At 59.1% G+C, this 14218-nt stretch carries 16 protein-coding genes and 1 pseudogene; 7 read left to right on the plus strand and 10 right to left on the minus strand.

The window, feature by feature from the left end; all coding sequences use genetic code 11:
* Positions 1 to 117: 117 nt before the first annotated feature.
* The 7 genes from FHY04_RS20190 to FHY04_RS20220 form a co-directional block, all read right to left on the minus strand.
* On the minus strand, positions 118 to 441 hold the full coding sequence (locus tag FHY04_RS20190; protein WP_260171680.1) for a hypothetical protein: 324 nt from the start codon (positions 439 to 441) through the stop codon (positions 118 to 120).
* 309 nt (positions 442 to 750) lie between these two features.
* Positions 751 to 945 (minus strand): hypothetical protein, encoded by a 195-nt coding sequence (locus FHY04_RS20195; RefSeq protein WP_183937660.1) that lies wholly within the window; start codon positions 943 to 945, stop codon positions 751 to 753.
* A gap of 38 nt (positions 946 to 983) precedes the next feature.
* On the minus strand, positions 984 to 1163 hold the full coding sequence (locus FHY04_RS20200) for a hypothetical protein (protein WP_183937662.1): 180 nt from the start codon (positions 1161 to 1163) through the stop codon (positions 984 to 986).
* A 157-nt stretch (positions 1164 to 1320) separates the two neighbouring features.
* Positions 1321 to 2457: a glycosidase gene (locus tag FHY04_RS20205; RefSeq protein ID WP_311725752.1), complete on the minus strand. Its 1137-nt coding sequence runs from the start codon at positions 2455 to 2457 to the stop codon at positions 1321 to 1323.
* Positions 2454 to 4697 carry a hypothetical protein gene (locus FHY04_RS20210; RefSeq protein ID WP_183937666.1) on the minus strand — a complete coding sequence of 748 codons (2244 nt, stop codon included), beginning with the start codon at positions 4695 to 4697 and terminating at the stop codon, positions 2454 to 2456. Before FHY04_RS20210 ends, FHY04_RS20205 begins: the two co-directional genes overlap by 4 nt.
* Positions 4698 to 4717: 20 nt before the next feature.
* Positions 4718 to 5239 (minus strand): DUF892 family protein, encoded by a 522-nt coding sequence (locus FHY04_RS20215; RefSeq protein WP_183937668.1) that lies wholly within the window; start codon positions 5237 to 5239, stop codon positions 4718 to 4720.
* Positions 5240 to 5293: 54 nt separating this feature from the next.
* Positions 5294 to 6094 (minus strand): MBL fold metallo-hydrolase, encoded by an 801-nt coding sequence (locus FHY04_RS20220; protein WP_311725756.1) that lies wholly within the window; start codon positions 6092 to 6094, stop codon positions 5294 to 5296.
* 357 nt (positions 6095 to 6451) lie between these two features.
* Between FHY04_RS20220 and FHY04_RS20225 the strand changes: the two genes are divergently transcribed.
* From FHY04_RS20225 to FHY04_RS20245, 5 genes are all read left to right on the plus strand, one after another.
* The gene (locus FHY04_RS20225; protein WP_183937672.1) at positions 6452 to 7306 is read left to right on the plus strand and encodes a manganese catalase family protein; all 855 of its coding nucleotides are present in this window, start codon (positions 6452 to 6454) and stop codon (positions 7304 to 7306) included.
* A gap of 73 nt (positions 7307 to 7379) precedes the next feature.
* Positions 7380 to 7877, plus strand: coding sequence for a hypothetical protein (locus FHY04_RS20230; protein WP_183937674.1), 498 nt, complete (start codon positions 7380 to 7382; stop codon positions 7875 to 7877).
* Between the two features lie 61 nt (positions 7878 to 7938).
* On the plus strand, positions 7939 to 8487 hold the full coding sequence (locus FHY04_RS20235; RefSeq protein WP_183937675.1) for a DUF4142 domain-containing protein: 549 nt from the start codon (positions 7939 to 7941) through the stop codon (positions 8485 to 8487).
* 82 nt (positions 8488 to 8569) lie between these two features.
* On the plus strand, positions 8570 to 8929 hold the full coding sequence (locus FHY04_RS20240; RefSeq protein ID WP_183937676.1) for a hypothetical protein: 360 nt from the start codon (positions 8570 to 8572) through the stop codon (positions 8927 to 8929).
* 111 nt (positions 8930 to 9040) lie between these two features.
* Positions 9041 to 9430 (plus strand): hypothetical protein, encoded by a 390-nt coding sequence (locus FHY04_RS20245; protein WP_183937695.1) that lies wholly within the window; start codon positions 9041 to 9043, stop codon positions 9428 to 9430.
* A 9-nt stretch (positions 9431 to 9439) separates the two neighbouring features.
* Here the strand turns inward: FHY04_RS20245 and FHY04_RS20250 are convergent, their stop codons facing one another.
* A complete protein-coding gene (locus tag FHY04_RS20250) occupies positions 9440 to 10321 on the minus strand; it encodes an NAD(P)H-hydrate dehydratase (protein WP_183937678.1) in 882 nt (293 codons plus the stop codon).
* The gene (locus FHY04_RS20255; protein ID WP_183937680.1) at positions 10318 to 11082 is read right to left on the minus strand and encodes a histidine phosphatase family protein; all 765 of its coding nucleotides are present in this window, start codon (positions 11080 to 11082) and stop codon (positions 10318 to 10320) included. Before FHY04_RS20255 ends, FHY04_RS20250 begins: the two co-directional genes overlap by 4 nt.
* A 734-nt stretch (positions 11083 to 11816) precedes the next feature.
* On the opposite strand from FHY04_RS20255, the pseudogene FHY04_RS22335 reads away from it, so the two are divergent.
* Both FHY04_RS22335 and FHY04_RS20270 read left to right on the plus strand, forming a co-directional pair.
* A pseudogene (locus FHY04_RS22335) lies at positions 11817 to 12380 on the plus strand (recombinase family protein).
* A gap of 294 nt (positions 12381 to 12674) precedes the next feature.
* Complete coding sequence (locus FHY04_RS20270) at positions 12675 to 13169, plus strand: MucR family transcriptional regulator (RefSeq protein ID WP_183937683.1); 495 nt, start codon at positions 12675 to 12677, stop codon at positions 13167 to 13169.
* A 180-nt stretch (positions 13170 to 13349) separates the two neighbouring features.
* Here the strand turns inward: FHY04_RS20270 and FHY04_RS20275 are convergent, their stop codons facing one another.
* On the minus strand, positions 13350 to 14081 hold the full coding sequence (locus tag FHY04_RS20275; protein WP_183937684.1) for a PEPxxWA-CTERM sorting domain-containing protein: 732 nt from the start codon (positions 14079 to 14081) through the stop codon (positions 13350 to 13352).
* Positions 14082 to 14218: the final 137 nt, after the last annotated feature.

Genomic DNA, 14218 nt, shown 5'->3' on the forward strand with positions numbered 1-14218 from the left:
TGACCGGCCGGCAGCTATTCCTGGTCCGTAGAGGATAACTGTCGTTCAATCACGCGAGCCTGACCGGCCCTCGCGATAGCGCGAAGGCCGTGGAGCTGCTCCCAAAGGAGCAGACGATCAGTCAGTCAAAGGGCGGCCGGGGGCCCGCGAAGCAGAGGCCGAAGGTGGCCGCGGCGGACCGTCGCCGGTTGGACGGCTGGTGAGCAGCCCGATCGCCATGACGAAGGCAATCAGGGTGATGAGTTGAACGGGATCGATCGCACCGAGCGTTGCGGCTGACAGGCCCGCAAACGCGCACGGCATTTCAGCCTTCCCGTAGTCCTGCGACTTGCCGTGATCGGGCATGTCGCCGTGCATCCCCGATATGGCCATCGTGGTGGCGTTGGGGACAACGCCGGAACATAGCTCGATCGTAATCCGGCCGTGCTCGCTGCTGATCATGTGCCCGTCGGTACGAGCAGCTTCAGTAACAACGCTATCGCGCACAAAAGCACAGCAAAATAGCGTTGCGCTAGGAGGCGGCGGACGATCAACACGGGACGCCGGTAGCGTAGCCGCGCTGATCCCCAAAAAGAACCTTTCGCAAAACGATGTCAGGCCTACGTACGATCTGATGCCACGGCAAGGCAGTGTCCGCTGAACTTTCCCAATTTGGCATCCTCTATTCAAAGATTGGCGGAGATGCGAAACTACGGGTCAGCCCTAGTCATTTAGATCTTTTGCAGTCTCGCTCCGCTAATCCATCGCTATTCAGTCAGTTTCGCTTGTGCCACTTCCGTCATCCGTCGATTTCCACTTTCCTTCTGTGACCTCGTCGTCTGCATTATCTGCATCGATGGCTGTTTCGTAGGCAGCGCTTTCGTCCGCGATACCGGCATCGAGGCTTTCGTCGGCGGTTTTCTTGAAGTATTCCGATCCCGGCTCGGGCGGTTTGTGGTCGCTCATGACTTACTCCTCGCAGCAGTTCAGTTTTGATAAACTAGCTATTCGGCGCTCTCATCGGTATCCATGTCGTCGCGGCCTGCCTTCGCGAGATTCTCAACCTTGTGGTCGCCCCCAGCTTCACCGGTCTGGTCACCGGTCGTCGTTCCAGTAGGGTTTTGTTTCTTGATGTCTTCGGCGGGGCTTGCGCCTTCGTCAGAGTTCGGTTCGCTGTCGCTCATGATCCGCTGCTTTGCTGGAACAATAACAACGCATGATGGGGGTAGGCAGGGTCCGAGCCATCGTCCCATCCCACATCAACCTGGCGCGCGAGAAACGTGGTTCTCGACATACATGGGCGGGCGATCAATTCGTGAATGTCCCGAGAGTTGTCACCGCTTAGGGTGATATCCCGAACGCACTTTTCGCAATGTGCGTAATCCGGCATGCAAGATCTGCTTCGCCGGACGCAACGATGAAGTGATCGCCATGCTCGGCGATCCCCGTTGAGAACACGACGTCCCGCAAATACATCTGATGTTCGATCGGCCGCGTCAGTTCGACGTCTGGCTCCAGGATCGCGGCCTCTTCCGTAGCGACGACCCGGGAAGGGTCGTCGCGGTCCATGATCGACCAATATGTACGGTAAATGCCGACGATCTCCTTTGGTTCGACGGCATGCCACAGGCTCAGCCAGCCGCGGCTGGTCAGGATTGGCGGCGTGCCGGCGCCGATCCGCGCGGTTGCCACGGTGTCGGCGCGGGTACGAATGCCGGGCTGACGGTGCGGTTTCCAGTGCAGTCCGTCGGGTGAGGACGCGAGGTTGATCGAAGGTCCCGCGCGCCACTCACTGCCCGGCGGATACGCAAAGTACAGGTCGCCGAGCGGCCGAGTCTGTGCCCAATATTGCCCGTTGATCAGGCCCTCGAACAGCAACATGTCCTTGTTCTGGTGATCGAGAATGATGTCAGCAAACGTCCAGTCCAGTCCGTCGTCCGAGGTGTAGAGCGTCGTTGAGTGACGTTCGGGGCTGACAGAACACGTGGTCATCATGTACCGACCGTCGATATGGCTAATCCGTGGATCTTCGACGCCGTAGCATTGGAAGCTGTAAGCGGGAATGATCGCCTTGTCGTAGTGGATTGCGACCCGCTGCGTGCCATCGGGCGTCAGTTCGACCGGCAGGAGCCAGGACAGAGACGTCAGCGCCATGACCTTCCAGCCCCCGCTACGCAACGTGAACTTGCGAGGATCGGCTGTGTCGGCTTGGTCGACGGGCCATGCGTCGAGCACGAAACGTCCGGTACCGTCATCATCGGTCCAACGGATCGAACGGACATGACCGTCGCGGATTGGCGTCCGCAGTGCTTCTGCAATGCGGACCATCAACAGCAGGTTGCCGTTCGGCAGTCGCGTCATGCCCGGGTTGAACGCGCCTAGGATGTAGGTTTCCTCACCAAGCTGACCGGCTAGAGGCGAACGGGCAATATCAACGTCATCGGGTACGAGGACCAGCGTATCAACCGGATGCTTCACGCAGTTTTCTCCTGAGGCGAATCCCATCGAACAGTCACGCTTCCTGAAGCAGGCACGTGAAAGTCGACACGGTTGGCGGTCGTCTTGCGAGCGCGGACGCGGTCCCCCGTCGCGGTCTCAACGACGAAGTTGGGGAGCTTGCGCCGGCCAGTGCGCACAAGGCTGATGCTGGCAAGGCAGCCGTCCCCGCCGTCCAAACGGAAACTGATCGATGCGGCACTGTTGCGCTCCATCGTCATCACGAAATGGTCGCAGAACAATCTGAACGGCGCGTCCGCGATGTCGTGAAAAGCACGGCTGGCAAACACCATTGCAGCGCCCGCGCCATAGATTTCCTGCCCTACCTGACCGGCCGGTTGCCCGTCATGGTACAGATCCTCAAGAGGGAAAGAGAGCTTGCGGTCGATATGGCCGTTGCGCTGCTCGTCGGCGAGAAGGTCTTTGGAAAGCGCATCAGGGTAATAGAACCAGGCGCGGTGCAGCGCATATTTGCAGTATTCGCTGATCAGCATGCGCGCTGCAGGATCGAGGTCGGGACCGCTGTCCTTCAGATAGCGTTCGAACGCGGCAAAACTGTCGAAACATTCGTAGATCGCCATGTACGGGCCATCATGCAGGCAGGTGACACCGAGAAAATTGCTGTAGTGCGCAGCGCCCTTGATCCGCGACTCCCAGATGGCCGTGTTATGAAAGAACGAGGCCAGATAAACGTAGCTCTGTTCGAGGTAATAGCGTTCGTTCGTCACGCGCGAGAGCCGCATGCAGGCGGCCGCACCCCAGGCAGTCAGGTTCGCCTGGTAGTTGAGTTCGAAGCGCATGCCCCGTGCGGCGTCGATCGCCTTGCGCGCCTCGTCGAGATACCGTTTGTCATCCGTCAGGTGGAACGCCTGCAGCATGACATAGGCGTAGAGTCCGCCGACATCGGTCTGTCCCAGGCCATCGTCATTGCGGGCCTCGACGATCACTGAAAAGTCGGTGACCTTGAACTGGATCGGCCAGGCGTAGTCGAAGTGATGCGCCGCCTTGATCGCAAACTCCAGCGAGGACGTGAACAGGCGTTTCGCCTTGGCATCGCCATCGGTCGCAAGATGGCCGAGGTTTAGCAGCGGGTGGTAGAGGTACCAGCTGTCGACTGCGTTCTTGTCCTTGTCCTTGCCGACGTTAGGCAGATACCGCCGCATCGTCTTCAGCTTCGTGTCGTGAAATTTGCCCAGCCCTGCACGGATGTCGTCGGCCAGAGCCACGTGTTCGCCTTTCCAGTCGGCAAAATTGGAGATCGCCGACAGGAGCGACATCTGAACCATGATGTCCGGATATTCGGTGGCAGTGTAGGGATGGAAATAGCGATGGCCGTAATGGCTGATTGTCGCTTCGGGCGCGGTGTCGAGATCGCGGATCGTCGTTTCGGAACGGGCGACCCAGTCGCGAAATTCGGTCGTGGGCAGATCCAGGAGACGATAGGCCGCCCCCTGCATCTGCACGAAGCGCAAGGCCGAGTCCTGTTCGTTGGACGTAGCGTCGTCATGGAAGACAACGATCGCATCGGACACAGTCACCTCCTGCCCGGCAGGCAGCGGATCGATCGCAGGCGTACCCGTCTGGGCGGGGGTAGGGGGCAGATAGCCCAGTTCCGGCCAGACCCCACCGACGGCTGTGTCCGGGGTGGTCTTCGTAGCGACGAAATAGTCGTTCATCGCGGTCAGGTTCTGGAAGTACAGCACGCTGCCAAACGCGGGCTCGTCGAGATGAAAGAACGCCAGCCCTGAGTTCAAGCCGCGCTGCGCCGCCTCAACCTTGCCGCGGGCCTCCAGCGGATCGTCGTCGGGGCCGAGGGGGTAGACGTCGCGCGGTTGGAAGGCGATCAGGAGGCGCGCTGCGGGGATCAACTTCGCCGTGAAGCGCAGCGTCGGAAGCGTATCTTCGTATGCGGTAACCGTCAGCGAATGGCGGCCTTGTGCGCTGTCCATCGCGATCGTCAGGCTGGTCCTTGTAGGGTCGACATGTATCTTGATCCTGACCGCGCCGCCCGGTGTGTGCGCAGCGCGAAAAGCAATGCCACCCAGGCCATCGCGCCGTACGATGACCCAGATGGCGTCACGACCCTCCAGCACCCGGACGTCACGCCCGGCCAAAGTAAGCGTGCCCAATTCCCGCATCGATTTCGCGTCGAGTTCGGCCTTGAGGGTCAGCACGGATGCGCTGACGCCCGGTATCTCTGCAGCACGCGTCTTAACGTCCATCGCATTGCCCCTCGGATTGATCAGTGGCTGGCGGTCTCACCGGCCGAACGACGCTCGACGTATTTAAGTGTGAGCGCCGCGTTGTTGGAATCGAGCCACGCCGCCATCGCCTGCTCTTCGGTCAGCGAAGTTTGAAGCAGCGGCGTCGCAATGGTGAAGCTGCCCGCATCGGCGAGAGCGATCAGCGAGGTGTAGCTGGCCGCCTCGAAGTTTTCGAATGCGAAGTTGGCGAAGCTGTTTTTCAGTATCTCGTCGGGCGCGAACACGTGTGCAATCGCAGCAAGGTTGCCCGATACGGTCAATGCCGCGTCCTTCAGCCATGATCGGCTTTCGTCCAGCTCATTGAGGATCTCCTCGACGCGGACGATCTGTTGTTCTGTCTCGACGCGGTGCTTGCGGAGCATGTCGGCGACCTCGGGATAGTTAACCAGATGGTCAAGCTGCCTGTCGATCAGCGCGAGTGCCTGATGCTCGACACCGTGGACATTCTTGAGGCCGGTGATGAAGACGGACTGCAGGACGTCGTTCGAATGTGTAGCCATGGAAGTGTTCCTTACATGTTCGAGGATGCAAAAACGTGAGGTCACTGGAACGGTTCAGGGTGCGCCGGCCAGCGCCTGGAACTCGACTAGATCATGTGCGCAGAAGATACGGACGGCGTCAGCGTGGTCGGTAGAGAGCGTGTGCACGCGACGTTGGTTGGCCATGCGTGCGTCGGCGTCTACCTGCATCAGCCGCTGGTAGCCGCGCAGGCCAGGAGGGCAGGTGCGATGCTCGCCATTGATTTCGCCGTGGTGGAAATAGGCATCGCCCGCGTAAAACAACCAGCGACCGTCGTCTTCCTGGACCGCGATACCGGCATGCCCCCAGGTATGACCAGCGAGCGGGATTAGCAGGATTTCGGGAGGCAAACCTTCGAGGTCACGAACGGCGTCGAACCCGAACCAGCGTTCACCCCCGCCAAACGGATAAAGCGACCAGTTGGCGGCCTCGTCCCATTGCTGCGGGCGATAGCGTTTCCTGGAGACGAACACACCGCCGCGACGTTGATCAGCGACTTCCTTTTCCCGGGCCGTGACATGAATGCGCGCGTTCGGGAAATCCTCGATCCCGCCCGCATGATCGAAGTCGAGATGCGTCACGACGATGTGACGGACGTCGGCCGGTGCAAAGCCCAAGCGGCGTATCTGCGCGACCGCGGTCTCTTCCGTCAGAAGCTGCGGACGGTTGAGCGCCAGAAAAAAGTCGGACAGCCTTTCTCTGGGTCGGGTGATGTCCTGGCTGCCATACCCAGTATCAATCAGGACTAGTCCGTCGTTCGTCTCGATGAGCAGGCAGTGGCACACGAGATGCGCTGACAGGCCGCGGCTGTACCCGTCGAACAGCCGCCCACCCACTGGGCAGCAAGTGCCGCAATTTAGATGGTGTATTCTCATTATATGTCTGCCCCTTATGGTCAGAGTCCCGCTAATCGGCCAGGTCGGAACGTTGCTCCGTTGTACGGGCAAGGCGGGGAATCAAACTGTCTCCCGACTCTTCCCAGATTCAACCACGTTCAACGTTGCGCAACGAGTATCGGTTTCAACGAACTGACCTCGATCAATGCGTTTGGACTCCAGCTCGATGGTGGAGCGTGAGTATCAACCCGATTGATTAATCAAGATTAAGTATTTCTATTTTCTTGGATCATCGCGGATTGAAGCGCGTTCCGGCCTTGTTGTTCAATCACGATTTAAAGCACATCGGAGCCGAGCATGTATTATCATGACAAGAGACTACAGTACCCGGTCCAGGTGACGAACCCCGATCCTGCTTTTGCTCGAATGTTGCAGCAGGCGATTGGTGGCGTCGAAGGCGAGATTCGCGTCTGTATGCAGTATTTCTTCCAGGCCTGGGGCAACCGCGCGCCGACAACGAAATATCGTGACATGCTGCTGCACACCGCAACCGAGGAGATCGGCCACATCGAAATGCTGGCGACCGCAGTGGCGCTGAACCTCGACAAAGCGCCGACGCACCTCCAGGAAGAGGGCGTCAAAGATAGCATCGTCGGCGCTGTCATGGGCGGTGAAAATCCCCGTCAGAGCATCGAAGGCATCATCCACAAGAACCTGTTGTCGGGCGGTATGGCAGCGATGCCGATGGATTCCGATGGCGTGCCGTTCAACATGAGCCACATCTACGCGAGCGGGAACGTTGCAGCCGATATGTACTGCAACGTTGCTGCGGAAGGCACGGGTCGCGTTCTCGCGGTACGGCTCTTCAACGCGGCCCATGACGAGGGCATGAAGAAGATGCTCCACTACATGATCGCACGCGACACCATGCATCAGCAGCAGTGGCTCGCCGTCATCGAGGAACTGGGCGCCGAGGCGATGAACCTGCCGATCCCGAACAGCTTCCCGCAGGACATGGAAGATCAGCAGAACAATTATAACTTCTACGCGACCTCGGTCGACGGGACGTTTCCGGAAGGTCGCTGGACGTCGGGTCCCTCGATGGACGGCAAGGGCGAGTTTACCGTCTTCCGCAACGAACCGCTCGGTGAAGAACCGGTGATGGGGCCAGCCCGCCCCGATAGCGGCGCCCAGAACCAGCAGATCGGCTGAAAACGCCTTGCGGGGCGCGCATCTGCGCGCCCCGCTTCGATCGTGTCCCATTGAGCAGTATCGGAGAGGCCACTTGGCACTTGAAAGCATCGTGAACGCCGCGAAATCTGCCGTTCGTGACGTCGTCTCACCGCAGTCGAGTGACCCGGTCTCCGATCGCAACGACGTTCTGCAGGATCTGCACCTAGCCGAGAAGGCATGGGCGACCGATGGTGTTCGCTCAGGCACCTGGTTTGTCCGTGACGGCGAGCATGTAGCGTTCACGCCTACGACACGGAACGGGGCGACGTTGACGATCGGCGGTCAGACGACGAACTTCATCCCTGCAGATCGCTTCGCCGATTACCTTGTCAACATGCGATCGGCCATCGAAGCAGGCGAATTCGATCGCGAGATCGTAGGTGCACTTCACGGTTCGGCCAATGTTGGAGGAACTGCCGAAGTCGCCATTCCCGCCGCGAGAGAAGGGAGTCCGGAAGACGTGCGCCAAGCACAACAGGATGCAGCATTCGCTCGCGAGGGTCGTAACCCTGACGGATCGTTAGCTGCCGTCGTCAGAGACGGTTCGTAAAAGCTACTGTGAACTGGCCTTATCGACGCAAATTCCAGAAGAAACTATCAGGAGAGAACCAATGAATATCAAACACATCGGTATGTTGCTCGCAGCGACGGTCGGCACAGCATCGTCCGCACAGACGCCGCCGCCACCACCGCCGCCTGAGGCGAAGACATCTGCGAAGCCCTATGTGATGGCTGCCGGAATGAGCGATCTGTACGAGATCAACTCAAGCCAGGTCGCGCTGCAAAAGTCGCAGACGCCTGCGATCCGCAAGTTTGCGACCATGTTGATCAAGCACCATCAAAAGACAACAGCCTCGACCGTCAAGGCGGCGACCAAGGCAGGTTTGACGCCAACGCCGCCCGTGCTTGATGCCGGCGCGACAGCATCGATCAACGAACTGCAGACCGCATCTGCAGCGGATTTCGACCGCCTCTACATCGGTCAGCAGATACCGGCGCATCAGGCCGCACTGGACCTCCACCAAAGCTATTCGAGGGGCGGGGATCAGGCGCCCCTGCGCATGTCGGCAAAAGCTGCGGTACCGATTGTGAAACAGCATCTCGATGCTGCAATGAAAATGCAGGCGGGTAAGCCGATGACGAACATGTCGGGTATGTAAAACGGCGGAGCGCCGTTATCGGCGCTCCGTTTCCGACGATGTCCCTACATGTCCAAATTCGTATGATTCTTTGGGTGAGACAATGTCAGCAGACCCTTTACCGCCCCCGGAAACCGACGATAATCCGGCGCTTCACGGGAACGATGACGGTACCGTCGGGCATTACTCAGGCGAAGAGTATGACAGCTATGAGAAGGACCAGCCGCGCAACGTCGAGGTCGGCGTAAGTCGGGACAATCGGGAAGCGAATGTCGCAGCGCCGAACAAGGCGCCGGGCGACGACATTCCGCCTGACGCTGGCCGACGCGCCTATATCGATGAGAAGACCGGTGAAGTGCATGGCAGCGGCGCCGGAGCGGGCGGAGGAAACGCTACCGAGGACTATGATGCCGACACGCCTGGCGGAGGCGGCGGGGTCCGCCAGACTCAGCAGTCTAAGTAACCCGCCGTAGTTCTTTTTAATGAGGTACGGCAAAGGGCTTGGACGGCACAGATGCAGGTGAGCAAGTTGTTTGATCGGCATTCGTTCAGCACTCAATGTCTAGGAAAGCTTATGCTTAAACTAATGCTTCTCGCAGCGGTGGCTCTCACCAGTCCCGCTATCGCAGCGCGTCGCGATGTTCCTGACGTACAGTTGCAGAAAATGCTTGTCGGGCGCGTTGCGGGTAAACCCGTCAACTGCATCAGCCTGTCGGGCTCGAACTCATCTGAAATCATAGACGGCAAAGCCATCGTTTACCGGGTTGGGAGCCGGCTCTACGTCAACGAACCGCGATCCGGGGCGCAGTCGCTGCATCGCGATGACATACTCGTCACGCGTACCATTGGGTCGCAGCTCTGCAGCATCGACACGGTTCGGCTGATTGATCGTGGCTCGCGATTTCCGCGCGGCTTTGTCTCACTTGGTCAGTTCGTGCCGTACAGCAAAATCAAAGCCCGCTAAGACGCCAGCCTATTGGGGAAGAAGCCGAGGGAACTCGGCGGGAACCTCTCGTGCAAGAAATCCAATAGGTCCACTTGTAGTTGCGACCCGTCGTCCGCTTTGTCCGTGCAGCCAGACACCCCAACCGGCTGCGATGATCGGTGAAGCGCCACGGGACAGCAAGCCCCCGATCGCGCCGGCCAGGACATCCCCCGATCCGCCCGTCGCAAGTCCGGTGCCCCCACCACCATAATGCAGTGTCGTTCCATCGGGGGCCGCAATGACGGTATCGCTGCCTTTGAGGACCACAACAGCCCCGTACTGGGCAGCGACATCGCGCGCGACTTTTTCTGGTGACTGCGTGATCACGTCTTCTTCCAGGCCCGTCAGCATGGCCATCTCTCCGTGATGCGGTGTGAACACCATCCGACCGTTGAACGCCGCAAGCGCTTCGCGCAGATTCCGTGCGGATCCGATAGCCAAAGCGTCGACGACCAGCGTTACCTCGTCGCTGGGCTGCGTCAGGATGAGCCGCAGGAGAGCCTCGGCAGCGTTGGTGGACCCTATACCTGGTCCAATGACCAGCGTATCGCACCCTTTCAACGACTTTTCGAGTAACGGGCCCGCGGCGCCGGCGATCTCTCCGTCGGCGTCTTGCGGCAGCGCGAGAACACCTGCTTCCGGTACGACCAGACCGAGTCCGATCGCGGACGATGCGATCGTCGCCATCTGAAGCTTGCCCGCGCCAACTCGAAGTGCCGCTTCTCCCGTGAGCCGAAGCGCGCCTGGTACCATAGCCGAACCGCCGATCGCCAATACACGACCCCGGCTGTTCTTGGTCGTTCCACTGCCATGAACGGGAGGCGGGTTGGCAGCGATCCAGTTGCTATCGAGGGGAATGGTATCGGTCATCCTCGTACTCCCGTGGTACGGTCCGGCTCGGCAGTGACGGGAGCGGACCCTTCGTGGTCGACGACATCGTTGTAACGAACGAGCTTGAGTGCTCCACCCTGCGGTCCTTCGGGATCGAACCGATACTCGGTGACCGAGCAGTTCGCGACATCGCCTTGATGATCGATCGCCAGGATCTCCTCCTCGGTCAAATTCTCGATGACATAGCGTAGGCACAGAACGACGACCTGATGCGCGACGATCATCACGCGTCGTCCGGCATAATGCAGTGCGATTGTGTCCATCAGCGATCGCAAACGGAAGATGACGTCGCACCAGCTCTCCCCACCTGGCGGTCGATGATAGAATTTGCCGAGGATGCGTCTGAACTCGGCTTGGTCCGGGTATACCGAGGCTACACCGCTGGTGGTCAGCCCGTCCAAGATGCCGAACTCCTTTTCGCGGAGGCGTTCGTCGATACCGACCGGATCGTCGCCGGTCGCGCCGCCCTGCGCTCGAAAAAGGTCGAGGGTCTGGCGCGCGCGGATATAGGGAGAGACCAACAAAGCGTCGGGGCGGTCGTCCGGAACCGCGCTGCCGAACCATCTGCCGAGCGCACGGGCTTGCTCTTCGCCAAGCTGGGAAAGCGGAATATCGACGTCGCGATGCGACAGTTCGATCCGTTCAGCTCCAGCCGCGTGGGCAGCGTCGCGCGCCACATTTCCCGCACTTTCACCGTGGCGGACAATCCAGAGCCGAGACGGCCAGCGTGCAGAAGTCATAGCTTTGTCCGTAGCGTTGCTTTGGCCGAATTAACGCCGATCGACCGACGATGGCTCCATGATTTCCCGATCATGCAGCGCTACCGCTGCGATCGTCTAACGCTGCGTTGACGAGGGAACCTCAAGCAGCCTCTCACGTATTTTAAGTAACCAATACGTCGCAGAAGGAGGCGAGGAGTCGATGGCTGAAACAGCAACAATCGCCTATCACCGAGAACGGGCTGAGCAAGAACGGAGGCGAGCAAATCAGGCGACCGATGACCGCAGCAAGACTGTCCATACCGAACTTGCCCTCGCACATGGAAGAGCGGCCATCTTGGGCGGGCATCGCCTTCGTGCAGTGCACGATCGATAACAGCTTTCGGGGCAGCTAGCCGTCTACGAACATGACCTGTCCGCACGCAGCCAACCAATAGCACGGCTCAGCCCTAGAAACCTGTATCGCCTCTTCGGGTCAAGCGCGCTGAACAGCGTGGTCAATCTACCAATACGCGATAGATGAATGGCGGAAGTCTGCAGGTGAGGAAAATATTCTGGATGGCCGTTAGTGAGCGACAGCGGCCAAGCCGTCCTTGAGCGCTTACCGCCCGCCACCTCCTGTCGGAAAACACATGATAGGCGACACTTCCGGCCTTGACCTTCGCGGAATTAGCGCCGCCTCCAGCCAGAACGTTCAACAAACCCTGTCGCTTTGATAGAGTGTTCGAGAACGTGCTTTCGGGGGTTTGTCGTACATGCTGGTTGGATATATGCAGGCCTCATCGGCCGATGATCGTCAGACGGTCGATCTCCAGCGCGATGCGCTAGTCGCAGCTGGCGTCGACGAACGGCATCTCCATGCCGACAAAGCATCTGGCACCCGCGATGATCGACCAGGGCTGAAAGCCTGTCTTGATTATTTAAACGCTGGCGACACGCTAACAGTGTGAAAGCTCGATCGGCTCGGACGGTCGCTGTCGCACCTACTGGCGATCGTCACCGATCTGAAAACGCGCGGTATCGCGTTCCGGTGGTTAACCGAGCAGATGGATACGACCACGCCGCACAGCGAATTGCTGTTCTCTCTCTTTGGGGCACTTGCACAGTACGAGCGCGCACTGACGCGCGAGCGCGTAATGGCTGGGCTTTCTGCAGCGAAGCGTCGCGGACGCAAGGGTGGCCGACCGCCGATGATCGATACCGAAACCCTCGAACGGATTACGACCGCGCTGGATGGTGGGGCTAGTAAGGCGTCTGCCTGCCGTACCTTCAAGGTACCGCGCTCGACGCGAATCGGCACGCTGGCCCGGATTGGCTGAACCGCACCGGGTAAGGCCTGACCGATCGCATCGAGCAGCCTATCGGAAGAGCACAACGCTATCGAGAATAGGCTCTGCAGGGTCACTTATCCTAAGTAATATGCTATAATCACGGCACCAAACGACGGGCAAATCGTGCCTCATTATATGCGATTCGTCCCAAGGTGGACCATTAAACGGCAATTTCGTGAGCTTTCGGCAGATGGATCGCTTCGTCGTTAATTATCTGTTTATCTTGAACATTGAAGTGATTGAACCTAATTGCACGCCCCCCCCAAAGATACCAAGATTATAATGAACGATGATATCAACGCGGTTGAATTGGCCGCTGAACTGACTGCTGCGTGGTTGGCCAATCCCAACACGCGCACGAACGCGGATGATGTGCCCGCATTTTTGCTGTCGATGCACGCCGCTGTCGCTCAACTATCAGGTGCGACCGCTCCAGCAGCCCCGGAAGAGGCTGCTCAAGCTTATGAGCCTGCTGTCACGGTGCGCAAGTCACTGGCGTCGCCCGATCACATCATTTCTTTGATCGACGGCAAGCCATACAGGACATTACGCCGCCATCTATCGAGCAATAACCTTACGCCCGAGGAATACCGAGCACGCTACAACCTGAAGGCTGATTATCCCATGGTCGCACCTTCGTACTCGGAAGCCCGGCGGACCATGGCAAAGGCGATCGGTTTGGGGCGTAAACCTGTTCAGACAGCCGAAAAGGCTACTGATGATTCCTCTAAGGTTCCCCGCAAACCTCGCGCAACGAAGGTCACCGAGGAGGCATAAGCGAACCGGGGAGGCCAGTCCTCCCCGGTTCCGTTCCGGCTTTTGCAAAGTTTCGAGCGCCTCGTATGTCCCGCCTTTTGCGACACTGGAATGTCCGGGTTTGGTGGTGGAGAGCAGACATGAAGCACCCGCCAGCCCTTTGACTGACGGCTTCCTCTCACCTTTGATGATTGCAACCCGTCAGGCGTAGGTCGTTGTCGTGGTGCGACGACGGTAGCGAACTGCTCCGCCTACCATGCCTAGGCCGAGGAGCATCATCGCCCAAGTGGCGGGCTCGGGGACTGCGGATGTAGAATAGCTACCGCTGTACGCGCCTACGATAGTGCCCCTCTGGCGAGTTTTGGGATCGAGAGTGGCGTAACTAAAGCTAAGCTGGTCCGCGTTGCGTGGATCTTTAAGTTCGTCCAGCCCCAAACCGCTTTGGCCGTTCTCCGCGCGAAAGAACGCATTGATCGCTAGCGCCCCAAAAGCGCCTACCCCTGTCGCGAACGGCGTTTCGATCGACGATCCTGTACTGCGCGCGCTAGCGAAGTTGAACGTTGTAACCAGCACCGGTTCGCTGAATGGTTGACCAAAAAAGGTGAAACCGCGACTAAAGGCTAGCAAGGGTTCAAAACCCGGCGCTTCCGATAGCGTAAAGGCGTAATCCCCAATCGTTGCTGAAAAGTCCGTCACTGGCAGTTCGTAAAACGCGTCCTGATCGTCACCTTCCAAAAAGTTAAGGGCAGCCGTATCAAACGCGAAGGTAAAACGGAACGGAGACCCGATCGAGGCCGCAGCGTTCCTAACCAGAGCACCCTGGGAGGCGTCTACGCTGCCTTGTCCAAAAAACACGATTTTTGCGGCCTGTGCGGGAACGCTAAGCCCAAGCCCAACCCCCACAAGACCCACTGCCGTTAACGCACGTAGCATAGTTGCCCTCCCTATTTTTCGTCGAGGTTTTAACAGGGATAGCGGGTCGTGTCCCGGGTGGTGGTGTAGCTCAGCGGTAGTGAAGCTGACCGGCCGCGCGCTATCATCCAGCGCTGTAGCGGCCGGTCAGGTTCACG

Origin of the sequence: Sphingomonas sp. BK481, from assembly GCF_014194875.1 — a bacterium.
GTDB lineage: Bacteria > Pseudomonadota > Alphaproteobacteria > Sphingomonadales > Sphingomonadaceae > Sphingomonas > Sphingomonas aerolata.